Annotated in this window: 25 protein-coding genes and 1 other annotated feature; of the genes, 4 read left to right on the plus strand and 21 right to left on the minus strand. The window is 41.8% G+C overall.

The genetic code is table 11. From position 1 onward, the window contains the following. Window positions 1-15: 15 nt before the first annotated feature. From spoIIIAD to KJS58_RS01150, 5 genes are all read right to left on the minus strand, one after another. Window positions 16-405: a stage III sporulation protein AD gene (gene spoIIIAD, locus KJS58_RS01130; protein ID WP_160033457.1), complete on the minus strand. Its 390-nt coding sequence runs from the start codon at window positions 403-405 to the stop codon at window positions 16-18. 30 nt (window positions 406-435) lie between these two features. After that, complete coding sequence (gene spoIIIAC, locus KJS58_RS01135) at window positions 436-639, minus strand: stage III sporulation protein AC (protein WP_191799151.1); 204 nt, start codon at window positions 637-639, stop codon at window positions 436-438. A 16-nt stretch (window positions 640-655) separates the two neighbouring features. Next, on the minus strand, window positions 656-1,174 hold the full coding sequence (spoIIIAB, locus tag KJS58_RS01140) for a stage III sporulation protein SpoIIIAB (protein WP_213529738.1): 519 nt from the start codon (window positions 1,172-1,174) through the stop codon (window positions 656-658). Further along, entirely contained in the window at window positions 1,167-2,141 is a 975-nt protein-coding gene (spoIIIAA, locus tag KJS58_RS01145; protein ID WP_213529740.1) for a stage III sporulation protein AA, read from the minus strand. Before spoIIIAA ends, spoIIIAB begins: the two co-directional genes overlap by 8 nt. Window positions 2,142-2,261: 120 nt before the next feature. Continuing rightward, the gene (locus KJS58_RS01150) at window positions 2,262-2,525 is read right to left on the minus strand and encodes a YqhV family protein (protein ID WP_374705768.1); all 264 of its coding nucleotides are present in this window, start codon (window positions 2,523-2,525) and stop codon (window positions 2,262-2,264) included. Window positions 2,526-2,698: 173 nt separating this feature from the next. Between KJS58_RS01150 and KJS58_RS01155 the strand changes: the two genes are divergently transcribed. Then, entirely contained in the window at window positions 2,699-3,430 is a 732-nt protein-coding gene (locus KJS58_RS01155) for a 2-phosphosulfolactate phosphatase (protein ID WP_213529742.1), read from the plus strand. Window positions 3,431-3,488: 58 nt separating this feature from the next. Here KJS58_RS01155 and KJS58_RS01160 read toward each other — a convergent pair whose 3' ends face one another. The 4 genes from KJS58_RS01160 to KJS58_RS01175 form a co-directional block, all read right to left on the minus strand. Continuing rightward, window positions 3,489-4,742: an aspartate kinase gene (locus KJS58_RS01160; RefSeq protein ID WP_213529744.1), complete on the minus strand. Its 1,254-nt coding sequence runs from the start codon at window positions 4,740-4,742 to the stop codon at window positions 3,489-3,491. 246 nt (window positions 4,743-4,988) lie between these two features. Further along, window positions 4,989-5,546, minus strand: a complete 558-nt coding sequence (efp, locus tag KJS58_RS01165) for an elongation factor P (protein ID WP_160033467.1) — start codon at window positions 5,544-5,546, stop codon at window positions 4,989-4,991. A gap of 23 nt (window positions 5,547-5,569) precedes the next feature. After that, window positions 5,570-6,640: a M24 family metallopeptidase gene (locus tag KJS58_RS01170; protein ID WP_213529746.1), complete on the minus strand. Its 1,071-nt coding sequence runs from the start codon at window positions 6,638-6,640 to the stop codon at window positions 5,570-5,572. Between the two features lie 302 nt (window positions 6,641-6,942). Then, on the minus strand, window positions 6,943-7,428 hold the full coding sequence (locus KJS58_RS01175) for a YqhR family membrane protein (protein WP_213529748.1): 486 nt from the start codon (window positions 7,426-7,428) through the stop codon (window positions 6,943-6,945). A 151-nt stretch (window positions 7,429-7,579) separates the two neighbouring features. On the opposite strand from KJS58_RS01175, the gene KJS58_RS01180 reads away from it, so the two are divergent. Together KJS58_RS01180 and KJS58_RS01185 are read left to right on the plus strand one after the other, a co-directional pair. After that, the gene (locus KJS58_RS01180; RefSeq protein WP_213530247.1) at window positions 7,580-8,584 is read left to right on the plus strand and encodes a DUF1385 domain-containing protein; all 1,005 of its coding nucleotides are present in this window, start codon (window positions 7,580-7,582) and stop codon (window positions 8,582-8,584) included. Window positions 8,585-8,593: 9 nt separating this feature from the next. Continuing rightward, entirely contained in the window at window positions 8,594-8,929 is a 336-nt protein-coding gene (locus KJS58_RS01185) for a hypothetical protein (RefSeq protein ID WP_213529749.1), read from the plus strand. A gap of 99 nt (window positions 8,930-9,028) precedes the next feature. Here KJS58_RS01185 and KJS58_RS01190 read toward each other — a convergent pair whose 3' ends face one another. Continuing rightward, window positions 9,029-10,612 carry a family 10 glycosylhydrolase gene (locus tag KJS58_RS01190; RefSeq protein WP_213529751.1) on the minus strand — a complete coding sequence of 528 codons (1,584 nt, stop codon included), beginning with the start codon at window positions 10,610-10,612 and terminating at the stop codon, window positions 9,029-9,031. Window positions 10,613-10,744: 132 nt separating this feature from the next. Further along, entirely contained in the window at window positions 10,745-11,170 is a 426-nt protein-coding gene (gene mntR, locus KJS58_RS01195; protein WP_160033477.1) for a transcriptional regulator MntR, read from the minus strand. Between the two features lie 199 nt (window positions 11,171-11,369). On the opposite strand from mntR, the gene splB reads away from it, so the two are divergent. Further along, window positions 11,370-12,440 (plus strand): spore photoproduct lyase, encoded by a 1,071-nt coding sequence (gene splB, locus KJS58_RS01200; protein ID WP_213529753.1) that lies wholly within the window; start codon window positions 11,370-11,372, stop codon window positions 12,438-12,440. 99 nt (window positions 12,441-12,539) lie between these two features. Here the strand turns inward: splB and KJS58_RS01205 are convergent, their stop codons facing one another. The 10 genes from KJS58_RS01205 to KJS58_RS01250 all read right to left on the minus strand — a co-directional run bounded on the left by KJS58_RS01205 (window position 12,540) and on the right by KJS58_RS01250 (window position 25,357). Next, window positions 12,540-13,253: a cytochrome c biogenesis CcdA family protein gene (locus KJS58_RS01205; protein ID WP_213529755.1), complete on the minus strand. Its 714-nt coding sequence runs from the start codon at window positions 13,251-13,253 to the stop codon at window positions 12,540-12,542. 45 nt (window positions 13,254-13,298) lie between these two features. Further along, window positions 13,299-14,102 carry a metal ABC transporter permease gene (locus KJS58_RS01210; RefSeq protein ID WP_213529756.1) on the minus strand — a complete coding sequence of 268 codons (804 nt, stop codon included), beginning with the start codon at window positions 14,100-14,102 and terminating at the stop codon, window positions 13,299-13,301. 21 nt (window positions 14,103-14,123) lie between these two features. After that, on the minus strand, window positions 14,124-14,873 hold the full coding sequence (locus KJS58_RS01215) for a metal ABC transporter ATP-binding protein (RefSeq protein WP_213529758.1): 750 nt from the start codon (window positions 14,871-14,873) through the stop codon (window positions 14,124-14,126). A 58-nt stretch (window positions 14,874-14,931) separates the two neighbouring features. Beyond that, complete coding sequence (locus KJS58_RS01220; RefSeq protein ID WP_213529760.1) at window positions 14,932-15,948, minus strand: metal ABC transporter substrate-binding protein; 1,017 nt, start codon at window positions 15,946-15,948, stop codon at window positions 14,932-14,934. Between the two features lie 229 nt (window positions 15,949-16,177). Continuing rightward, window positions 16,178-18,178 (minus strand): methionine--tRNA ligase, encoded by a 2,001-nt coding sequence (gene metG, locus KJS58_RS01225; RefSeq protein ID WP_213529762.1) that lies wholly within the window; start codon window positions 18,176-18,178, stop codon window positions 16,178-16,180. 81 nt (window positions 18,179-18,259) lie between these two features. Beyond that, window positions 18,260-18,529 (minus strand) — a binding site (T-box leader). 83 nt (window positions 18,530-18,612) lie between these two features. Further along, window positions 18,613-18,846 carry a membrane protein insertion efficiency factor YidD gene (yidD, locus tag KJS58_RS01230; RefSeq protein ID WP_213529764.1) on the minus strand — a complete coding sequence of 78 codons (234 nt, stop codon included), beginning with the start codon at window positions 18,844-18,846 and terminating at the stop codon, window positions 18,613-18,615. A 2-nt stretch (window positions 18,847-18,848) separates the two neighbouring features. Then, window positions 18,849-19,316 (minus strand): Fur family transcriptional regulator, encoded by a 468-nt coding sequence (locus KJS58_RS01235; RefSeq protein WP_213529766.1) that lies wholly within the window; start codon window positions 19,314-19,316, stop codon window positions 18,849-18,851. A 157-nt stretch (window positions 19,317-19,473) separates the two neighbouring features. Next, window positions 19,474-21,759, minus strand: a complete 2,286-nt coding sequence (locus KJS58_RS01240) for a stalk domain-containing protein (protein WP_213529768.1) — start codon at window positions 21,757-21,759, stop codon at window positions 19,474-19,476. A 167-nt stretch (window positions 21,760-21,926) separates the two neighbouring features. Next, window positions 21,927-23,534, minus strand: coding sequence for a response regulator (locus tag KJS58_RS01245; protein ID WP_213529770.1), 1,608 nt, complete (start codon window positions 23,532-23,534; stop codon window positions 21,927-21,929). Continuing rightward, on the minus strand, window positions 23,531-25,357 hold the full coding sequence (locus KJS58_RS01250) for a cache domain-containing sensor histidine kinase (protein ID WP_213529771.1): 1,827 nt from the start codon (window positions 25,355-25,357) through the stop codon (window positions 23,531-23,533). Before KJS58_RS01250 ends, KJS58_RS01245 begins: the two co-directional genes overlap by 4 nt. Between the last annotated feature and the right edge of the window lie 23 nt (window positions 25,358-25,380).

Genomic DNA, 25,380 nt, shown 5'->3' on the forward strand with positions numbered 1-25,380 from the left:
ACTTCCTCCACCTCTTTATACCGGCAGCAGCTTCATCACTGTTTCGATAATAATACTGATAATGGGTACAGCCAGTACCAGAATCAGCACTTTGCCGGCAAGTTCAATTTTGGATGCAATGCTTTCTTGTCCCGCATCCCGTACAATTTGTGCGCCAAACTCTGCGATGTAGGCAATACCGATGATTTTCAGTATTGTTTTTAGATGGATCTCATCCATTCCGGAGGATTGGGCCATCCTCTCGAGTACCTGGAGCACAGCACCAATTTTGCCGATAACAAACATGAAGATTAGGATCCCTGCTGTTGTTGCAATCAAAAACGCAAAAAGCGGCTTTTGTTCTTTGACTATAAGAATCAGGATGGTCGCTATGAGTCCAAGTCCTACGATTTGAATGATTTCCATTTCTAATCACCTGTTTAGATAAGGCTCTATTTAATGAAAAAGGAAAATAGATTTAATCTCCTGGAGTAAATTGTCGAGCATTCGTATCACCATGAATAAGACCACCACAAAGCCAATTAACGTTACCCAGTGCGCCATATCTTCTTTTCCCATTTGCTTTAGTACCGTATGAATCATGGCGATGATAATGCCGATACCTGCGATTTGAAAAATCGCATTCACTTCTAAATTCATTTACTCTGGCACCTCACTATAAGATCAGAATGACGATCAGCGCCCCGACCAGTAGACCAAGACTGCGGCTCATCTTTTCATATTTCAGTTGATCCTCCCGAGCCGTGATTTCTTCATGATTTAATTGCTGGATGGCAAGCGTAATGTGTTTGTTTTGTTCCTCTCTGTCGCTTGTCCCGAGACTTAAACTCAGCTGAAGTATCACGTCTTTCTCTGGTTGTTTCATAGCCGTCTGGCTCCAGTATTTGTCTATCGCATAGTGAAAGCTTTCGTTTGCCGAATGCCCTTTAGGAGAGTTCATATGCTCTGCAGCCGCTATGAAAAGACGTCCAAGTGGTTTACTCGCTTGCAATCCTATCTTTTGAAGCGCATCGGCAAGCGGACTATAACTATAATTAATTTCCGTCAGCAGACGCTGGAAGATAAGAACAAGCTCTCTAATCTGCTTGGGTCTGGAAGCAAAAAGATTGGCTTGATACATGCCTAGAAAAGTTCCTGAAAGCAGGATCATCAGAGCACCTATCAGTTTAAGCATGAGCACCACCTGCGTTCGTAATGCCTTGCTGCTGTAAGGTTCTGTTTTTACTATCTGCCAGTTTGTACGTCACTTTTTTACCGAAGCGATCAATCATAACGTACAGCTGAAACAATTCTTCCTGAATTAGATCCTTAATGAATGGACGTTTGCTCAGGTCAGCCATGTCCCTTGCATGTGCGCTCGCAATGACGGAAATACCGGCATTCAGTGCCTCTTTTATTGCTTCTGCATCTTCTTCCCTGCCGATCTCATCTACAATCAGTACTTCGGGTGACATGGATCTCAGCAGCATCATCATCCCTTCGGCTTTCGGACAAGCATCCATCACGTCTGTTCTTGGTCCAACATCGAAGGTAGGAACGCCTTTATAACTACCCGCAATTTCGGAACGCTCGTCCACAATACTCACTTTATAACTCCTTCTTTTCTCGCTTCCATGACTGATTTGTCTGGCTATATCTCGAAGCAGTGTCGTTTTCCCTTGCTGGGGAGAAGAAACGATGAGTGTATGTTTGATTCGAGAAGTTCGGTAGTCTACAAGATGTGGAATAATCTGATCCGCTGCACCGTTAATCTCCTTGGCTATCCGAACATTAAATCCACTGATATCTCTTAAATGTTCTACTCTCCCGTTTTTAAGTACCGTTCTTCCAGCCAGTCCAATTCGGTGACCGCCTGGAATCGTAATGAAACCTTTGCGAAGTTCTTCTTCCATGGTGTACAGCGAATGATTACTGATGACTTCTAGAAATCGGTGAGTATCCTCCCTAGATGGACAATATGCTTCTGACTGTATTTTTGAGGGCTTAGAAAGCCGGGTTACAAAATAGTGCTCCCCATTTGTGTTAATTTCGAGAGGCCTTCCCTCACGAATTCGAACTTCCTCTAATGATTCTAGAAGCGGTCTAGGAAGATGCATCAGCAGTATTTTTAGCGACTCAGGAAACAACTCAAGCCATTTCATGATCCGGCACCCCCATTCCCTAGATGATCAGGGCTTTTTCCAAGGCCCTTTCCGGGGGCCCGTTTTTGTTGGTCATACCCCATATTTATGCCTGTACACGTTTTTTATGACGGGAATCTATCATTTTTTTAAAATACCAATTAAGAGACAAGTAACTCCCATAAATACCCACACCAATTTACCAAATGAAAGCTTGTCTGCCATCCCTACCAGTCCAATGGTTGTCGTTAGAATAAGGATCATCGGACCAACAAAAGCAAGGGCGGAATTCACAGCAAGAGCTTTCTCGACCTGATTAAATCTCAGCATAAGCAAGGCGGCAATCAATTCAGCTGATCCTGAAAAGATACGTAAAATAGCCATCGACAATACATATTTATCCAATGTAGCGTTCCTCCCTGAAGCAAGTTGTCTTAGAACATATGCCAAAACTAGTCTATTTATATCCACAGAAAAAAAGAGGTAGGCACCTGCCCTTCTCCTGCTGCATATAGTAAGAATAGATAGGCTGGATGATGTAGAGAAACAGTGCAAAAACAAGTTAGGGAGGTACACCTATGCGTATCGATGTTGTTGCCAGTGCCAGTGAAATACGCACAGAAGATGTGATTCACCGCAGCGCAGTGGTTATCGATGTATTTCGAACAACGAGTACCATTGTTACTGCACTAGCACAAGGGGCAATCTGCATTACGCCCGTAGAAACGGTACCACAAGCCAAACAACTTGGACTTGAGGGTATGTTTCTAGGCGGTGAACGATTCTGTAAAAAAATAGCTGGATTTGATGCGGGGAACTCACCTTTGGAATATACAAAAGAATTAGTAGAAGGAAAAAAAGGAATTATGACCACCACCAGCGGTACTAGAGCTTTAATTAAAGCAGGGAAAGCTTCCTATATATTCACAGCAGCCTTTTTGAACGCAAAAGCTTGTGCAGAAGTGCTAACAGAGGTTGATCTGGATATCGCTATTCTATGTGCGGGTCAACAGGACAGGTTAACTATGGAGGATTCACTTTGCGCTGGAATGCTCATTAATTATATAAAACAAGCAGCAGTGCAGCCTGTACGCCTTAATGATCTAGGGTTGGTTGTCCATCATGCCTATCTTGGCTGCGAGGCAGACCTTCGAAATAAGCTGAAAGAAAGCAGTGAGGCGAAGAGATTAACTAAGCACGGACATGAAAAAGATGTGGATTATTGTTTAACGGAGAATGCTTTTACACTTGTTCCTGTTATGGAAGACCACCTTTTAGTCCCTTGGAAGCCAAAAGAGAAGAAAGAATAAAAAAGAGACTTACACGTTATTCATCGTGTAAGTCTCTTTTTGCGCTGTACTACCATCATTATCTTCGATCTTGTGGTCCGCCTACAAAAGCTTGAACTTCTGCATCGAGGTTATAAGCTGTATGCAGTGCACGGATTACTTCATTCAGTTTTGTACCTTCCACTACACAGGAAACTTTAATCTCAGATGTACTTACCATTTTGATATTGACACCTTGGCTTGAAATGACTTCAAACATTTGAGCAGCAACCCCGGGATGGCTGACCATACCTGCCCCAACAATTGATATTTTCACAAGCCCATCCTCTGATGTAATTTCACGAAATGGTAGAATGCTTTCCATTCCTTGAATCACATCAATAGCACGCTCTCGATCATCTAGAGTAACAGTAAAGGAGAAGTCAGCTTTGCCATCACTAATACCGCTTTGTACGATAATATCAACATCGATTTGTTCTTTTGCTAACGCGCCAAACATACCTGCAAGCACGCCTGGAATATCTTCAACTCCCAAAATACTGATACGCGCTACATTTTTATCGTAGGCAATACCGCTTACCACTACGCCTTGTTCCAATGCTGCTTCCTCCTTCACTACCGTTCCTTCATTATAAGTAAAGCTGGATCGAACCACTAAAGGTACTTTCGAATGTTTCGCATATTCAACTGCACGCGGGTGCAATACAGCTGTACCCAAGTGAGCAAGCTCCAGCATCTCATCATACGAGATTTCACTCAATTTTCGAGCAACCTTGACGATTCGCGGGTCAGTAGAATAAACCCCGTCAACATCTGTATATATTTCGCAAGCGTCGGCTTTGATCGCAGCTGCAAGTGCAACTGCTGTCGTATCCGATCCACCGCGTCCGAGTGTCGTAATTTCTCCTTCTTCGGATATACCTTGGAATCCGGCAACGATGACAATCTTGCCTTCTTTCAAGGATCGTAGTACTCGTTCTGGCTGTATATCCGTTATTCGTGCTTTTCCATGAACCGGTTCAGTCCGGAATCCCGCTTGCCATCCTGTATAGGAGACGGTCTCTCGTCCTAAGCTTTGGATGGCCATTGATAATAAAGCAATTGAAATTTGCTCCCCCGTTGTGAGCAGCATATCCATTTCCCGTGCAGGAAGCTTATCATTTAATATTTTTGCCTGGTCAATGAGTTCGTCTGTTGTATCCCCCATAGCGGAGACGACAACGACACATTGATGTCCTTCATCTTGTTTCTGGGCTACGCGTCTTGCTACTCGCTGCATTCGTTCCGTATCACCTACGGAACTTCCTCCGAATTTCATTACAAACAAAGACAAACCAATCTCACTCCCTACCCTTACAAGTATAAAACATCATTATATAGGCGATAAGCTGGATTACGCTTACCTTACTTTTAAACAGTATAATACGAAATTTGGAAACTGGTAACCCTTTTTTACTGTAAATCATTGAAGAAGTCTTTATAACCTCCTCTTTTCTCCTCAAAATACAACAAAGTCCCCTGCTGATTAGCAGAGGACTTTGTAAAAGAGCGTATCTCTCGTAGATAGAACGTTATCTTATTATGCGCGAGAGCTGTATTTACCTTCGCGAGTATCAATGATCAGAACATCGCCTTCATTAATAAACAAAGGTACTTGAACATTCAGACCTGTTTCTACTTTTGCATTTTTAGTAGCACCTGTTGCCGTGTTACCTTTGATACCTGGCTCTGTCTCAATAACTTTGAGTTCTACAGAGTTCGGCAAGTTAATTCCAAGAATTTCACCTTTGTAGCTGATGATGTTTACATTCATGTTTTCTTTAAGGAAGTTCAGTTCCCATTCCAGTTGATCACTAGTAAGTGTGAACTGATCGTAAGTTTCGTTATCCATGAACGTATGCTCATCTCCACTTGCATACAAATAAGAAACACCACGGTTGTCAATTTGTGCACGGCCGATGGTTTCACCAGCGCGGAATGTTTTTTCTACTGTGTTACCATTACGAAGGTTTTTAAGTTTAGAACGAACAAATGCCGCTCCTTTACCTGGCTTAACGTGTTGGAAATCAAGAACTGTAAAAATATCACCGTCAACCTCAACGGTCAAACCTGTTTTAAAATCGTTAACTGAGATCACTAAAAAACCCCTCCTAATTATAATTACAATGTTATTAATTCTTTCTTAGAGTGCGTTAAAATCGAGATTCCAGATTCAGTCAGTACGACATCATCTTCAATCCGAACGCCTCCGATGTCAGCAAGATAAATCCCTGGCTCAACGGTAACAACCATTCCTGGTTCGAGAATATCATCACTATGTTTGGATAAACGAGGGGACTCATGAACTTCCATCCCAAGGCCATGCCCTGTACTGTGTCCGAAGTAGTCGCCATATCCATATTTCGTAATTATGTCTCGTGCTAGCGCATCTGCTTCCCGACCTGTCATACCCGGCTTAATATGCTCCAAAGTATGTAATTGAGCTTCCAGCACAATATCGTAAATCTCAAGCAATTTGGCTGCCGGTGTACCGACTGCAATGGTTCGGGTCAGATCTGAACAATACCCATCTAATAGTGCACCAAAATCAAAAGTAATAAAGTCGCCTTTCTCAATTACCTTATTGCTGGCAACGCCGTGGGGCATGGCTGAACGGATCCCGGAAGCTACAATCGTATCAAAGGAAGAAGATGTTGCGCCATGCTTGCGCATAAAGAATTCAAGTTCAAGGTCTGCTTCGCGTTCTGTCATACCAGGTTTTACGACTGTCAGGATATGAGCAAAAGCAGCATCCGCCAAATCTGCAGCACGCTGCATAATCGCAATCTCGTTCTCATCTTTATATAACCGAAGTTTTTCAACAAGTCCGCTCACCGGAACCAGTTTCACTGGTTTCAGTTGATCTGTGTACGCCTCATACGTTGCGAACGTGATCAAATCCTTCTCAAATCCCAGAGACTGAATTCCTTCTTCAATCAGTAATTCCTTTACTGTTTCCATCGGTTTCGCAGCGTGTTCAAGAACAGTAAATGCTTTTGCTTGCTGCGGAGCCTGTGTCATATAACGGAAATCAGTAAGCAAATACGCTTTTTGGAGCGTTACGAGTACATAACCTGCTGAACCAGTGAAGCCGGTAATATACCGTCTGTTAATCGGGCTCGTCACCAAAATGGCTTCAAGTCCCTGTTCTTTCATAGCCTTACGTAGTTTCATCACGCGGTTGTTCTCCATGATTATACCTTCTTTCTTCGCCTTCAAGCCAGTTCCTTATCTCTCTCTATGAATCTCCAGATCGTTATATCATGGCCTGAAGATCAGATGTAAAGCTGTAGACTGAATCCAGCAAATTGACTGGTTTCTGGTGCCAACACTAACGTGCGTAAAAAACGATAGTACGTTCATGAAAGTCTGCAGTACGTGTAGCTCACAAACCGAAATAAAGCTTTATCCTTGTGTACTACCTTCCCTGCCGATAACCATTTGCTATTTTAACACAATGAGCAAGGGATTGAGAAGTTTTTTTGATTGCAGCCTTATGCCATTTCTGGCTCTCGTTTCCTTTCGTTGGTATACTCGACGGCTATAGAATAACCGATAAATAATCCCCATAATAAAAACAAACAGAATTCTGCGTAAATCGTGTCCCAGGTCACTTCTGTAATTGGCTTTACCATACCGAGGTTTGGACCCGGCCAGATGAAAATAAGAAACCACCATACGATACCGTATAGTAATCCAGGAAGTGGTCCTCTAAGTTTACGCAAAATGAGGATGTACAGTAAGGTGGCAAGGATCGAAAATCCGATAAAAAACACCCATCCCAGCCATTGTCCCGGTAGTGAATAAATAAAAGAGTGTTTGAAAAAAGGTTCTGCTATAAATCCGGTTGGAATCACCGTAAAATGAAAAATATAAAAAACCCACTGAATTCCTCCCCAAAATAATCCGGCAAAAAATCCAATTTCCAAACCGAAAAGCAGCGGATTGGTTCGTTTTGTTCTTTTCTGCTGATGGTTCACCCTAAGATCGTCTCCTTATTAATAATATCGTCATGTAAATTCATCCTATAGCATGTAGTATGTGCAAATTCCAAATCGTTACTCAAAACTAGAAATTGCTGGCTAAAAAAGATACAATAGAGGTAATGAAGAGAATAGGAAGGTGAAACTTTTGCCTCAAGAATCAAAACCAGTAGCTTACGGCGGCCAAGCAGTCATAGAAGGCGTAATGTTTGGCGGGAAGCATGTAAATGTTACAGCAGTAAGACGAAAAAACCAGGAAATCGCTTTTTTAGAAGTCCCGAAACAAGATAAATCCTGGGTTAAAAAACTAAGAAAAATCCCTTTTTTACGCGGGATTGTTAGTCTAATTGACTCGAGTGCCAAAGGAACCAAACATCTTAACTTTTCTGCTGATGCTTACGCAGATGACGAGTTAACAGAAGAAGAACGACAAGAACAGAAAGATAACGAAAATACCGGATGGAGCCTGTCCATGGTCATTGGAGTAGCGGCTGTCGGCGTACTGTCTTTTGTATTTGGCAAGGTTGTTCTCACCGCTGTGCCTGTATTTATTGAAGATTTTCTATTTGGTAACACGGGGTTGAGTAAATTTAGTCACACCTTTATTGAAGGTATTATTAAAATATTGCTAGTATTTTTATACTTGTATGTCATATCGCTTACACCGACGATTAAGAGACTGTTCCAATATCATGGAGCAGAGCATAAAGTAATCAGTGCTTATGAAGCAGGGGTAGAGCTTACGCCTGCAAATGTACAAAAGTTCAGCCGTCTTCACTATCGTTGCGGCAGTAGTTTTCTTGTTCTGAGTGTTATTGTTGGGGTACTGGTCTATTCTTTATTCTCCATCCCTTTCCCATATGATAATGTGTGGGAACGTGTAGGTCAGCGTCTGATTCTCTTACCGGTCGTGCTAGGGCTGTCTTTCGAAGTTCTGAAATTCACGAATGCAGTTCGTGATATTCCTGTCCTCCGTTATCTGGGATACCCTGGTCTATGGCTTCAACTGCTAACTACAAAAGAACCAACAGATGATCAGGTGGAAGTGTCTATTGCCTCCTTCAATCGGATGCGTGAACTCGATGCAGAACTTGAAAATGCTACTGTAAACGTATCTTATGCAAGCGGAAATCTGGATCCTGTGAAAGGATGAGGGTGGAAGATGTTAAAACACGGTGTTATTTTCTTTTCAGTCATGGCTTTAGCCATTTTTCAGTTCATTGTATTTGCAGCGAGCGGCGCTTGGAATCAACTCATATTTCCTATCATTCTAGTCGGTTTGATGTTGTGGTTTTATCTGAAGCCACCGGCTGGTTATGCTAACAGCAGGAAGAAACACCCGAAAGTCAAACCGTCAGCAGCAACCATGGCAAAGCTTGGTCAATCCAAAAATGGAGTAAAATCAACAACAACTAAAAAAAGAAAAGATTATCCTTTCCACGTAATCGAAGGAAATAAAAGAGATAAAGATGATCCCGATCTTCCTAAATATCATTAAAGATCACAAAAGAACCCCGCAGACTTAAGTTCTGCGGGGCTCTTTTGTATCCTTTTTAATTGTAATTCTCAGGAGTAAAGTCTGATCCGTTTCAATTTGCTATTTGGTATAGTATGAGGTTAATGATTGAATTAATCCAAGCGGATTTTTGGTGAGATACTGACTACTGAAAAATATAGATCCTGTGATATCTTCATATTGTTCATTGTATTTCAGCTGACTCATAATCTCTTGTGATGTCTGCCAGCCAACTTCTGCAGTTCCGAGCTTATAAGGAGAATGACCGATAATAAGGTCCACGTTTGTTCCCTTCACTTCATTAGCCCACCAGTCTACCAGCACATCATATCTTGCAGCGGTAAATGACATACTCCAATAGATCTGCGGAGCCACATAATCGACCCAGCCTTCTTTTATCCATGTTCTAACATCAGCATACATATCGTCATATGCTGTTACACCCGCTTTCGTGTTAGACCCTGTAGGATCTTTCGCTATGTTTCTCCATACACCAAAAGGACTGATACCATACTCTGCTGACGGCTTAGACTGTTTCACGCTTTGTCCTAAACTTTGAACAAAACGATTGATGTTATCTCTTCTCCAGTCATCTATATTCTTGAATTTGCCGGCGTTATATTGCTTGTAAGCAGCATTGTCATTAAACGTCGTGTTTGATGGGTAGAAGTAATCATCAAGATGAACTCCATCAATGTCGTAGTTATTTACCACTTCCATAATTGTATCAACAATATGTTGTCTTGCCTCAGGGATACCTGGGTTAATATACATTTGGTTTTTAGCGGTTACGATCCATTCCGGGTGCTGTTTTATGACATGGTTTGCTGCTAGTGTACTTGTATTCGTTGTGGTATTTGCACGAAAAGGATTAAACCAAGCATGGAATTCCATTCCCCGTTTATGTACTTCCTCAACCATGAACGCAACGGGATCATATCCTGGATCCAGCCCTTGTGTCCCGGTCAGTACTTTATTCCATGGAACCAGAGTCGATGGATATATAGCATCAGAAGCTCCGCGAAGCTGAACATATACGCTGTTAATCCCCATAGACTCAAGAGAATCTAACTCTTTGATAAAATCTTGCTTTTGTTTTGCGATATTTTTAGTAGAGCCTGATTTAGGCCAATCTCCATTAATCGTAGATATCCAGGCCCCTCTTATTTCCGAACTTGGTTCACCTGGCACACTTGGAATCTCAGGGTCCGCAGGCCATAAATTTGTTGTGGTCAGTTTAATCGTTTTAGCTGATTGATTCCAAGTCACTTGTAGGCCTAGATGCTCGCTTACAAACCGTAAAGGAACCATAACTCGGCCTCTAATAATTTCAACCGATGTTGTTAAATTTACGGACTTCCCATCAACAATCCCGGTTGTCTTTCCATTCGTTAAGGAAATAGAAGTATACAGCCCTTGAATGTTTACCGTTCTCGTAGCCTGATTCCATTTAGTTGAAGCGCCGATTCCCTCACTGATCACTCGAAGTGGAACCATCGTTACATTATCTTTTGGTTTCAAATAAGGGGCTACATCCGTCTTAAGCTGACTTCCATCCAAATAAATCATAATTTCACTCGAACTTGCCGCCGATATATTCGGGGCTCCTTGCAGTACAAGTAATACAACCAGTAACAAAGCAAGGCACTCTTTAACTTTCCTCATAAAACGTTGTCCTCCAAGCATATAAATTTAGAAAAATAACCCATTTGTTATAGTTATAGACGTTTTTATATGCTGAAAGTTGCGACTGAATGTAAAAACACCATCCTATGAAACTAGAATGGTGTTTTTTCTTTAAGATTCGTTTGTTAGTTCCTTATGGACGTTTCGAAGATCCTGCAGCCTTGCATCATCACGGCGGAAGTACTCCACGAGAGTCTCAATACAAGTTATGGAATCCCAACTAAGGTGATGCTCAATCCCTTCCACGTCTCTGTATATATTCTCGTCCTGTACCCCGATAATGGTCAAAAACTCTTCAAGCAGCTCATGGCGATCCATCAGTCTTTTTCCGATTTTTTTACCTTTTGGAGTAAGGATAAGGCCTCGATACTTCTCATAGATTAAATACTCGTCTTTATCCAGCTTCTGTATCATTTTCGTTACTGAGGATGGATGTACTTCGAGTCCTTCCGCAATATCGGATACACGCGCATACCCTTTTTCATCGATTAACTTATAAATTCGCTCCAAATAATCTTCCATACTGGGCGTTGGCATGTGCCTAACCTCATTTCATTAATGAACTAGCGTCCTTGCGGCCGAGTAAGTTTGCTCTTGTTATGATACATGTTATTCAATAGGATTTGCAAGTCCTGAAGGGCATAGCATCCCGTTTAATACGTAATGTTTCCATGCTTAAGAATACAGTTATCAAGGCAAAATACATAGTGAATTACAATGTGAGAGGAGCTTTTTCATGCCGACTCAAGTCTTAGAAAGACCTGAACGCAAAGTTAGGCCCACTAAAGCTTTTGTCCCTGATCTTGTTTATTTTGAACCAAGTTCCCTCGACTATCCAAAAGGACAGCGCATTCTGGAATGGGTAAAAGAAAAAAACATCGAATATCATATGACGACTTCCCATAACCGAATTACGAATTTGCCTGGAGAAACGGACTTGGAGAAGTATCGGATCGCCAAGCGAACACTCGTAGTCGGAATTCGCAGAACCTTAAAGTTTGATCAATCCAAGCCATCAGCTGAATATGCAATCCCCATCTCTACTGGCTGTATGGGCCATTGTCATTATTGTTACTTACAAACAACACTCGGGGCAAAACCCTATGTTCGCGTATATGTGAATACGGATGATATTCTTCTAGCAGCAAAAGACTATATTGAAGAACGTAAACCCGAGATTACTCGGTTTGAAGCTGCCTGTACTTCAGATCCGGTAGGTCTAGAGCATATTACTGGGAACCTAGCTGACCTGATTACCTTTATGGCTGACGAAGAGTTCGGCAGATTACGATTTGTAACCAAATACCACCATGTAGAACCTCTGCTTTCCTTGAAGCATGGTGGAAATACTCGCATTCGATTTAGCGTTAATGCAGATTATGTCATTAAAAATTTTGAACCTGCTACCTCTCGTTTTGAGGAGAGAATTGAAGCAGCCGGAAAAATTGCTCATGCGGGATATCCATTAGGGTTTATTATCGCTCCTATTATATGGCATGAGGGATGGGAAGAAGGATACGGCGATCTTTTAAAACGATTAGCGAACACCCTGCCTAAAGATGCTACCAAAGATTTAACTTTTGAAATGATCCAGCATCGTTTCACAAAGACAGCTAAAAATCTAATTGAACAACGTTATCCAAAATCTAAGCTGGAGATGGATATTGCTAAACGAGAGACCAAATGGGGCAAATATGGGCAATATAAATATGTGTATCCAAAAAACCAACAACAAGCCTTACGCGAATTTATTACGGAACGAATTTTTGAATATTTCCCTGAATCAAAAATTGAGTATTTCACGTAAGTACTTTTCACTTATATATAATAAAAAGGTGCTTTCCTATACTCCGTCAAAGCTGACAGCTATAGGGAAGCACCTCTCTAAATTTAAACGAATTCAATTCTAAATGATCATCCAATCGGGAGTAATTCGCTGCAGCCAAATCGTAATCTGGGTCATTCGATCAGTAAAGAGTAAAATTCCCATCAAGATCATGATACTGCCTCCGACTTTCATTAAAATCCCAGAGTATTTCGTAATCCATCTTGTTGTACCTACAAAGAAAGCAAGCACGAAAAATGGGACTGCAAATCCTGCCGTGTAACCTGTAATGAGACCAATCCAGGCGCCTGGCTCCGTTGCTGCCATAGCGATAATTGCGGTGAGTATAGGTCCGATGCAAGGAGACCATCCGGCAGAGAACCCAATACCAAAAATAAAAGATCCGAGATATCCCGCCGGTTTCCACTTCATCTCCATCTTACGTTCCTTCATCAGAAACTGAGGCTGAAAAAGCCCAATTAACATCAGTCCCATGACGATGATGAGTACAGCCGATAACATTCGAATCAAATCTTTATACTCATGAAAAAACTCTCCAAACACTCCTGCTCCAAACCCCAAAGTATAGAACACAACGGAAAAACCAAGGATAAAAGCAAGCGTGTGACTTAAGGTTCGTAAACGTATTTCTCTCTTATTTTGCTCATTCTTCAGCTGCTGTACAGACAAACCGGTTATGTATGACAAATACGAAGGATACAGCGGCAAGCTGCAAGGGGACAGAAACGAAGCAATACCTGCCCCAAAAGCAAGCCATACGTTTACATCAGGCATTGAAGGAACGCCTCCTCATGAGTTAGGGATTCGAACAGGTAAGTCTTAAGCCCGAACCCCTTTTTTCCCAAGCATAATGACAATAAGCAATCCAATCAGCAATAATACAATGGTTGCTCCTGGTGCCAGATTCCATATCCCTGCGATCACAAGCCCTGCTATTACAGCAATCTCCGAGATGATAACAGATAAAATAATGGATGCCCGAAAGCTTTTTGCTAGGAGTAAACTAATCGCTACCGGAATCGTTAATAAAGCAGATACGAGCAGCGCCCCAACAATTTTAATGGCGGTACTGATAACCAGAGCCGTCATAATGGTAAGCAGCATATTTAGAATTTTCACAGGAAGGCCGGTAACGGCTGCTGCATCCTCTTCAAAACTGAGCAAAAAGAATTCCTTGTGAAATAAAGCAACCACCAAGATGACTATCGCAGTAACAACACCAACAACCATAAGATCCGTACGATCAAGTGTGTAAATGCTGCCGAATAAATAACTCATCACATCCGCGTTATAACCCCTGCCTAATGTGAAAAACAAGGAAGCCAGTGCTACCCCGCCTGACATTATAATCGCAATGGATAATTCCGCATAACTTTTATAAGCTTTTCGCAATTTCTCAATTCCAAACGATGCAATTACAGCAAAGACAAGCCCTGCCGCAATCGGATACACCCCGATCAGGAAACCAAAAGCCACACCTGCGATCGTAACGTGAGACAATGTATCCCCAATCATGGAGAGTCTACGTAGTACTAAGAACAAACCAATCAGCGGTGCGGTGACTCCGATAAGAATCCCCCCGACTAATGCCCGCTGAAAAAAATCACTCGTTAAAATTTCCAATCTTCACGACTCCTTTGACCCCTATAACACCGAATGTTGCAAATCTGTCTGAACACAGTTCTCCAGATCATGGGAATGACGAACATAGAAATTAATTTTACCGTTCACCTGCTGAGGTTCGTTTCCAAGGTATCCTTTGATCATCTCAATATCATGCGATACCATCAGGAATGTCATATGATGATGTTTATGCATGTGAGTAATCAGTTCAAAGAAACTTGCCTGTGTCTCAGCATCAATTCCTACCGTAGGTTCATCTAAAATCAGCAGGTCAGGGTGATTGATCAGTGCCCGGGCCAAAAATGCACGCTGCTGCTGACCTCCGGATAGCTGTCCTATTCTTTTATCCGCCAAATCCTGGATCCGCATCACTTCGAGAGCATCATCACATTGCTGCTTATGCTTTTTCGTCATTTTACGGAAAATATGTTTGTTATTATAAAGCCCGGAAAGCACAACTTCCCGAACGGTTGCTGGAAAGAGAGGATTAAAAGCGTTCTTCTGCGGTACATATCCGATCCGTTCCCAGTCCTTAAATTTAGCGATGGGTTGACCGAATAAACGAATCTCGCCATCGCCTGGAGGTAACAATCCGACCAGCATGCGCATGAGCGTCGTTTTTCCCGCTCCGTTTGATCCAATAACGCCAACAAAATCTCTTTCCTTCACCGTAAGGTTCAGATTTTCGATGACCTGCTGCTCACCGTATGAAAAACAGAGATTCTTTATTTCAAGAACCGGATCATGACATAAATTAGTAGCTTTTTGCATGGTCTTCCTTCCTTCTTCTTAAGCTAACCTTGATAAAGTTATCAAGTATGATCACATTCTATTGTAAAGCTGTTACGAGATTTTGCAAATTTTTCTCCATCAGCGTGAAATAGTTATCTCCATTCTGCAATTGTTCTTCGGTAAGCCCTTCTACCGGGTTAAGAACCATCGTTTCTACGCCTGCCTCAGATGCAAGAGTTTTTGCCAATTTATCAGAGACTAACTCTTCAAAGAAAATATAGCGGATTCCTTCTTCTTTAACCAGATTAGCAAGTTTCACAATATCTTGTCCTGTTGGTTCTGCATCAGGGGAAAGTCCCATAATTGAATGTTGTGTGAGTCCATAGTCACGTGCTAAATATCCAAATGCCTGATGAGAAACAACAATTTCTTTTTGAGATACGTTAGAAAGTTGTTCTGTAAACTTCGTATCCAGATCTTCTAGTTGTTGTTTAAGTTCACTATATCTCTCTTCGTAACCTGCCTTATGTTCTGGGTCGGCTTCGACAAGACTGTTCTTAATGTTCTCTGCCATAACAAGCGCTGATTTTGGACTTACCCATGTATGAGGATCAATAGAACCATGATTATGCCCATCGTCTTCGTGATCATGTGCATGATCATCATGCGCTTCACCTTCATGTGTATGGTCTTCCTCTTCCGAATCAATCAGATTAATACCTGCACTTACTTCCACTGCTTTCACATCGGAGTCTTTATCTAGACCTTTCAGAAAATTTGGAACCCATGCTTCAAGCCCTGCACCATTATATAAGAACAAACCAGCTTTGGATGTATTCACAATATCTTGACTTCGTGGTGTCCAGTCATGCGGTTCAACACCCGTTGGCAGCAGATTAATCACATTAACATCATCTCCGCCAATCGCCTTCGTAAACTCATAAATCGGATAAAAACTAGTCACTACATTAAAATGGTCCTCCGAAATTTTCCCTTGAGAAGAACTACCCGAATTGCTTCCGCATGCGGATACAATCAACATCATGATACTGCATAAGGCAACCGTCATAAAAAACCGTGACCTTTTTTCTGAATTCGTAAGCCTGTTTTTCATTTCATCCACTCCATATTTACATTGTTTTATTCTATGTTTAATCGTAATCGTAACGATTACTACTAAATAGTAGTATAGGTATCCGCCTATTGGTTGTCAATACTTTTCAAATGGAAAAAAGCGCCCCCGAAAGGACGCCTCATCCGCATATCGTATTCTGAAATGACAAAAGCCCTTCATCCTACGAGTATGCTCTTTTTCATTTATTATATAAGTCTGTATAAAAAGCTTACTTCACAATAGCCCCGTTCGGCATATTTTCTGGAACGGTAGCAAGGGTCAGCTGATCCCCATGAGACGCAGCCAAAATCATCCCTTGGGATAATTCACCCCGAAGTTTAACTGGTTTTAGATTTGTTACACAGATTACTTTACGGCCGACCATTTCCTCAGGAGTATAGAATTTAGCAATACCAGATACAACCTGGCGTTGTTCGTAACCAAGATCAAGCTGCAGTTTCAGCAGTTTATCCGCTTTTTTCACCGGCTCGCAAGCAATTACTTGTGCCACACGAAGTTCCACTTTAGCAAAATCTTCAATTCCGATCTCAGGTAAGCCTTCAGGAGCAGGGACTTCTTTGGCTTCGGTTTCTTTCGCAGCTTCTGGTTGGGATCCACCTGTCATCGCATTCGCGATATACGCTACTTCCTGCTCTACATCCAGTCTAGGGAAGATCGGCTCTCCTTTACGAAGCTCATTACCTTCCGGGATAAGCCCTGCTTGTTTTGTGCTGTCCCAAGCAGTCAGTTCGCCCTCTTCGATATTGAGCTGATCCCAAATTTTACGCGGTGCTTGCGTTAAGAACGGCTGCAGTAAAATGGACGCTACACGAAGGGATTCCACAAGGTGAGCCATAACGGAAGCCAGTTCCTCTCTTTTCGCTTCATCTTTCGCCAGAACCCAAGGCTGAGTCTCATCAATATATTTATTGCAGCGGCTAATAAATTGACCAATAGAAGTAAGTGCTATAGAGAATTCTAAATTCTCCATCGCTTCTTCTACTTTTTGTACCGTCGTAAGTGCCAATTCTTCCAATGTTGCATCAAATGGCGTCACTCCTGAGCGGTATGCCGGTGTTTTTCCATCAAAATATTTATGAACCATCGCTACAGTTCGGTTCAATAGGTTACCTAGATCGTTCGCCAAATCGGAATTCACACGTTCTACAAAACTTTCAGGCGTGAAGGTACCATCTGAACCAAATGGAACTTCGCGAAGCAGATAGTAACGCAAGGAATCCAGACCATAACGATCAATTAAAGTAACGGGATCTACTACGTTCCCTTTGGATTTGGACATTTTACCGTCTTTCATAAGCAGCCAGCCATGTGCAAATACTTTCTTCGGCAGTGGAAGATCCAGAGCCATCAGCATAATCGGCCAATAAATCGTATGGAAACGTACAATCTCTTTACTCATGAGATGAACATCAGCTGGCCAGAATTTATCATATAGTGTTGTATCATCGGTACCATATCCGAGTGCAGTAATATAGTTAAGCAGCGCATCAATCCACACATAAATTACGTGTTTAGGATCGCTCTTCACTTTTACTCCCCAATCGTAACTTGTACGAGAGACGGCCAGATCTTCAAGTCCTGGTTTGATAAAGTTGTTTATCATCTCATTTTTACGAGACTTCGGCTGAATAAATTCTGGATTTTGTTCGTAAAACGCTAAAAGACGATCTGCATATTTACTCATTTTGAAGAAATAACATTCTTCTTTTACAAGTTCTACAGGATGTCCGCTATCTGGGCTTTTTCCCCCAATGATATTACCTTGGTCATCTTTGACTGTATCCACAAGCTGGGTTTCTGTGTAGTACGTTTCATCAGGAATACTGTACCATCCTTCATATTCCCCTTTATAAATATCACCTTGCGCTACCAAACGTTCAAATATATCTTGAACAACCTTTGTATGTCTTTTTTCACTTGTACGGATAAAGTCATCGTTAGAAATATCGAGTTTCTTCCATAGATCCTGGATACCTGCAACAATTTCGTCTACGAATTCGATCGGCGTTTTACCCGCTGCTTGCGCTTTTTGTTCAATTTTCTGTCCGTGTTCATCCGTACCTGTTAAATAACGAACATCGTAACCTCTTAATCTTTTGTATCTTGAAATCGCATCTCCTGCTACCGTTGTGTAAGCATGCCCAATATGCAGTTTGTCACTTGGGTAGTAGATTGGTGTTGTGATGTAAAATGTTTTCTTCTCTGTCATTATTATACCTCCTGTAAAATAATTGGTGCCCTGTCATTCTGCAAAAAATACCAGAAGACAATACAAAAAGACCCTCATCCCCTATGGGACGAGAGTCTATTATTCTCACGTGGTACCACCCAAATTCCCTGGATCCTCACGGATCACAGGCTCAACCGGTTATGTTGTGTCATCAACCGGACCCATTAACGCTGGAACACGCCACTCCCTTACCTCTTCCTTTGTATATAGAAGACGGCTCGAAAGTGGTTCCTCCAGGACCATTTTCCAGTGATCTACAGACCGGTTTGCAGCTTCCCCGGCTCTCTGTACTGCAGATGTTAACTGTACTTATCCCTTCATAAGAAACATATGAATTTATCAAAATAATACTAAACGAACGCAATCCATGTCAAGGTTATCACATGACTATAAGCCTATGATGTGGAAGAATTCTAACTTCCTTTTTTGGGTGGAACCAAATCCACGCCCCCTGGATGAAAGGGATGACATTTCATAATCCGTTTAGCGGAAAGCAATGAACCTTTTACCGCACCATGCACTTCGATCGCTTCTAGTGCATAAGCCGAACAAGTCGGATAAAACCGACAGCTTGGAGGTTTCAGCGGCGATATAAATTTCCGATAAAATGTAACAGGTGCTTTTGCAATCGTACGAGTAACCTTCATCTTTACTGACCCTTTGAAGAAGCTTGATTCTGATCTGTCTTAGGCGACACTTTGCCAGATACTTGACAGTCTTTACAATAACCAAAGATTTCAAACTTATGCTCCACCACTTGAAATTGATCTGGTGTATCCGTAAGCTGCATTGGACAAAACTCAATAGGAAGCGTCTTTTGACACTGAAGGCAGATCAGATGGTGATGGTGATGTCCCGAGCTGCAAGAAGCCTTGAATTTCACTCCATCCTCAAAGATGACTTGTTCAAGTACACCTAGTTCCTGCATGACCCTGAGATTTCGATAAACCGTATCAAAACTGAGCCCGCTGTATGTCCGGCCCATATATTCGTATACATCCTTTGGTGACAAATAACCTTCTGTTTCAGCAAAAAGTCTAGCGAGCGTCTTTCGTTGATCCGTAATACGAAGTCCTTGGCTAGACATGGCTTCAATAATCTGATTCGTTGACAGCATGACTTTTACCCTCCCGTCATACCAAATCTGTCTATATATCTATAATGCCTGAAATGGTGTACCACGTCAACGAACATAGAACGACCTTTTATATCTGCAGAAAAAAGAACTCTTTATGACTTAAAGAGTCCTTTTCCATCCTACTATTGGTTAATGCTTAATTCTTACTTGGTAAAGGTGCAATCAGCAGGTTAACGGGAAGGCTGCTTGCCGGTGCTGCTGTGAGTAAAATTTCTACTTTACGTTCATATTCTCCCGTACGATATAATACGGCCTGTTCATTAGGAGCTCTAACCGCGCCATCTGTATAAAGAGGAGTTATCTCTCCATTTACCATGGCGTAACCCGTATACGTGCCTCCTCTTGGATTAAAGGAAATCAAAGTATTAGGTGCAACGCGCTCCAGCGTTATTTTATAAAGCACCCCAAAGTTACCAGAGTTAGAAGCTTCCACGCCGACCATCGGGTCCATTCCCGTTACATTCGGGTCATCCTTATTATCCCCTATCACGAGTCTTTCTGGCTTTTCTCCAAGTCGATCGCTGTAAGTAATCTCCCGGGTTGCATTTGGATAGGTTCCCCGATTATGCACTCCATCCCGATCCAGAATTGGAAGTCGATAAAGTACCTTCAGCGGATTTAAATTTTCGTCAATAATAACAACGTTATACTCAATCGGATAATCACTATACACATCGGATAGTAAAGAAACGATCTCCTGCTGCTTCATGCTTGTTTTGCTCATATCCGTCAAGATTAGCTTGCTTTCCCCTGGTTTCAATGTAGTCGTTGTACGTTTTGAATCATCCTGAATCGTGGTAAAGTAACGCTCAACTGCTTTTTTTCCAGCTGCTTGTGCGATTGTGCTTGGTCCAGCAAATCCTAGATTCTCTGTACGCAGGATCGCTGTTGCAGAATTCTTGTTTGTCGCTACAACGTACATTTTCACTCTTTTTCCCGTATTATTCTTATGGTGAATTAAGAAACGAGTGTTGCCTACTGCTGTATCTTTGTATACGATACCTTCCTTATACACCGTTTCCGGGCTGTTACTGCGAAGTAACGTACTCGGATAATCCGTATACGAATAATTCACTTTTGCCCACGTGGGCACGGCCGATCCGTCAAAGGAGAACTTTTCTCCGATGGGCGTAAATAGCTGATTAAACTCGGTTAACGAATAGAGCGTTTCATTCGTAATGATAATCGTTTTTTGGTAGGTATTTGTTAATCCTTTATTATCCTTCACTGTCAGGCTGATTGTTTTTGGACCTGGCGTAAAAAAGGCAAGTGCATTATTATTCCATTCTGTTTTCACAATGGCTTCATCATCTGAACTTTGATCTGTGTACGTAATGAGTTCGCCCATTTTATATTCTTCTTTATCCGTTACAAACAAAGCTGCCGGCGGCTGATTAGGACGCAGGACATTGACCGTGAGTGAATAAGGGTCACTCCAAGAACCACTAGAGTCTTGTACATAGTATTTGATCGTATATCTCCCTGGAGCATCAAATACGTCTTTTTTTCCTTCCCAACGTTCATTTATGATGGAAAGACCTTTTGGAGAAACCCCTTCTGCCTTGTATGTAACAGCTTGTCCTGCATACACTTCAGAAGGTGATATGCTGAAGCTAGCAATTGGTTTTGTAGATAAATTCATAATGATGCTTTTATTCACTACACTATACTTGATCCCAAGTGCTCCAGTGATCGCTGTTAGAGGCACCATAAAAGTATTTTGAGTCTGATAGGAGGTTCCTTTCATTGTTTTTGAAACTCCGTTGACCTTGTATTTATTGCTGTTCGTTTTGAACTTCAGTTCATTATTCCCTTGAATGATACTCGTTTCTTTTGTGGTGTTGTTATATGAAACCCGGTACCCGACCCGGTCAACCAAAGCGCGAATCGGTACATAAGATACACCGCTTTTCACTTGCATCGGCTGCGGCGCATAATAAGTTACACCGTCTTGCACCATTTTTTTACTATTATAATAGAGGATCAACTGACTGCTGCTTCTTAGCGGCTGTACCTCTGGAACTTCGGGAACTTCTGGAACCACTGGAGCTTCGGGAACCACTGGATTTTCTTCTGTTTGAACAGGAGTCTTATGATCCTCTGGATTCGATGTAACATCTTCTACAGTACCCGTAACCGTTCCTCCTGTGATCACAGTAGCTTCTTCTGTAGTGGCCTCTTCTGTAGTGGCCTCTTTCGTTCCACTGATGGTGTCTTCTTCTTGTTCTGTTACACCAGATACATCCGTTTTTCCTTCCACTTTCACTTCTTCGTTAGCTGTTTCTTCAAGCTGTGATTTTTCCTGAACAATCGTATTTGAAACGGGTTCATCAATGGCCATTTCTGCGCTTGCCGTGTATGCTGGTACCACTTGTGAAAATAGAGCTATTATGGTGAGCAACGTTAATTTCTTGAATTTCATTCTCCGACTCCCTCTGTATCTATTTTGTATAAATTCCTTATCATGTCATTGTATTAGACGCACCTAGTCCTGAAAAGTTGCTCTCTACTTTACGAGAAACAACAAAAAACAGCATCCTTTGACAGTTAACCGGCATCAAAGAAATGCTGTTTATACGTTTTTTTAAATTATTGATTATTACGATCAGCAGTGACCGGTGGATTCGAAGCTGCCATCTCACGATACTCTGATGGTTTCATCCCATAATATTTGTGGAATACCTTGGAGAAATAGCGCCTTTCTCGGTATCCCACCGAAGCGCCAATCGATGCGATACTGCGATCTGTTCTTGCAAGCAGTTTTTGGGCTGATTCCATTCTTTCTTTTGTAATATATTCAACAAATGTCACTCCAAAATGGCTTTTGAACAACTGACAAAAATAGCTGGGGCTAATATTCAATTGATCTGCCATTTCTTCTATGCCCAAATCCTGATCAAGGCGCGAGGCAATATAATCTTTAGCAGAAGCTACCAGTAAGCCTGCTGATTTTTTGGGCTGCTCTTCACCACATCTTTCTGTCAACGTAAGGGCGAGTTCATATAATTCTCTGAGTGTTAGAGGTTGAAGCATCACATTCCAGAACTTCTCTTCATCCTCTGGCTTTAATAAACGCATTTCATGCATTTCACGCAGCATATGAACAACCACATAGTGAAAATATTTCACTGCCTTGCCTGGTATCTCTTCGGGTTGAAGACAGATTTTATTATATAACTGATGTAAAATATTCGAAATCTCGTCCTTGTTCTGATGCCTTATTCCTAAAGTGAGTCGATCTGACCAAGCACGGGACATCCAATCATTCTCTTCATCTAATAAATCCTTACGCATCGTAAGGAGCTCCGAATGTTCCATGTGTATCACCGCCTGTTGCGCTTTTCGGTACTGCTCGGCTAGCAATGAGAAGACAACCTCTTCTCCCTCGGAGTATAAACGTACGGACATCCCTGCTACTTCTTCGAAAGTTTGTTTTAATTCACTTAGTCCCTCTTGATTGAGACCTGATCTATTATAAACAGAGCTTTGCTCAATAACAATGCACCATTCGCCTTCTCTTGTTTGAATGACAATGCCAGGGGGGACAAGCTTCTCCAGTTTCCTTTCTAAAGCTTCTCGCACCTCTTCATGCCAGGTCTTCCGCTCCTGGTCGCTCCAAAACATTGCTCTGCGAAAATAATCCTGAGCATCCAGAAGGATGAGGGTATACCGATTCTTCTCTTCATGTACTTCAGACTGAGGAACAAGAGGATATGAACTTTTTGACTCGCCAAGAAGTAATTCCAGCAACCATTTTCTCCGAATCCAGTTACTCATTTGTTCTTGCTGTAAAGTTCCTTCCTCTTCCTTCCTCCTTTTCTTCATAATATAATCAGCTAACTGGCTGATTGTCTGTTCCAGCTCTATATAATCGATAGGCTTGCATATGTACTCTCTCACTCCCTGCTGAAGGGCAAGCCTTGCATATTCAAATTCCTGATACCCGGTAAGCAGCAAAATTTCAGCTTTTCCATCCCGTTCACGATACTGCTTAATAAAGGAAAGACCATCCATGATCGGCATACGAATATCGCATAAAATTAAATCAGGGTCAAATTCAGCAATCTGCTCAAGCGCTTCACGGCCTGTTCGTGCAGTTCCAGCAACTTCAATTCCTATTGTTTCCCAGGAAATAAATTCAGTCAGGTTATCCAGAATCGGTTGTTCGTCATCTACAAGCAGCACCTTCAGATTCAAGGCCGATCCCCCCAATCGTTTTTAGGCAGTATGCACCGGATCACCGTTCCATGACCTTTTGAAGAGCAGATAAAAATCCCATAGTGATCCCCATATTGAATTCGAATTCGATCTGCTACACTTCTTACCCCAAGACCACGTCTTTCAGACATAACCGGACTTTTTATAATTGCTTTATGATGATGCCAGTCGGAAGATTCTTTTAACATATATTCAAACCTGCTGAGAACTTCATTATCCATACCGAGTCCATTATCCTCTACTTGCAGGATCACTTTCCCCATATCTTCCCATGCACTAACTTTAATCTCACCTTTGTAATCAATTCCTTCAAATCCGTGCTGAATGCTATTTTCCACTAATGGCTGGAGGGTAAGCTTGAGCATTGGAAAAGATTCGAGCCCAGAGGGAATATCCATTTCATATTCAAAAAGATCTGGAAAACGGTACTTCTGAATTTCAAGGTAGCTTTTCAGATGTTTAACTTCTTCTTGAATCGTTATTTCTTCTTTATCCTGAATACTAATCCGCAAAATGCTGCCGAGTCTCGTCACCATCTCACTCACTTTACGGCCTTCTCCTCTGAGGGCAAGACCATTAATCGATTCGAGTGTATTAAATAGAAAATGCGGCTTAATCTGTGCTTGAAGAACCCTTAGCTCTGCACTTGTTTTTTGCATTTGTTCAGCCTTCACCCTGGAGAATAAACTGCTTATTTTATCCATCAGATCATTAAATCCCTGAGCTAACAGCTGCATCTCATCATAACCTTTACCTTCCACTCTAGCGCTAAAATCACCTCGTTCCACTCTGCGCATAAACCGAACAAGTACAGCAATCGTACCTGTAATTCGGTTCATAAACAGGATATTGAACATGAGGGCTGCGAGCAGACAAGCCATGATAATAATGACATACCACTTTGCCAAAACCGTCGTTTCCTGTGACAAAGACTTCCACGAAGTAACCGATATTAAATGCCAAGGAGAATCCTTCATCTGATAGGACGAAACGATACTTTCCCTGCCATCAAATCCTACTTTTAAGCTTTCATACCCTTTCGAAAACGGCTTTTCTTGTTCCACCAGTTCTGACATATGCTGCCCCTGGTACGTTCTTGAAGGATCATAGACAATGAGTCCATCCTCATTTACCATCATGAAATGAGTATCTTGCGCACCGCTTATACTGAGATTTCGAAAAATACGATCGATCTCCCAGTTCTTAATTTGCACAACAAGAATGCCGATGTTTTGAAAAAAACTCAGTTCCTTTATTAATCTGATCTGTGTAAATACAGGTTCGCTTCCTGTAAACTCCGGGTATTCAAATGGTGCAATCCAACGGGGAACTCCGTTTAACTTCATCACTTCATTGTATAAGGAATGCCTTTTAAACTTGTCAAAGGATAAGGCATTAAAATTTTCTTTAGTAAAAATAGATACAATCCGGTTACTAGGCGTTGGTTGAAGGTTATATAGAAACGCATAGCTGATTGCCGGATAATTATATAGAAGGCTGCGGAAATTCCGCTGACTTGCATTCAGAGATAATTGATCTCCTTCTCCAAGATTCACTGGATTATCTGCGATAAGAGCCATATGAAAAACGGAGGATGCAACTCCATTATCCGTTACATTATTCATCTCGCGAAACACATTTTCTATACTGTAGCTGATGGATTTAAGGGAATACTCGGCCTGCTCGCTATACTTTTTCTCAATGGTATGAGAAGTAACGAGAAAAGTTCCGATCCCCATCGCACACATGGGAATGACAATGAGAGAAAGAAACGCCATATATAGTTTCATCCTTAGATTCATTCGGCATTTCTCCCTATATCATC

It is taken from the genome of Paenibacillus sp. J45TS6 (genome assembly GCF_018403285.1).
Taxonomy (GTDB): Bacteria; Bacillota; Bacilli; order Paenibacillales; family Paenibacillaceae; genus Paenibacillus.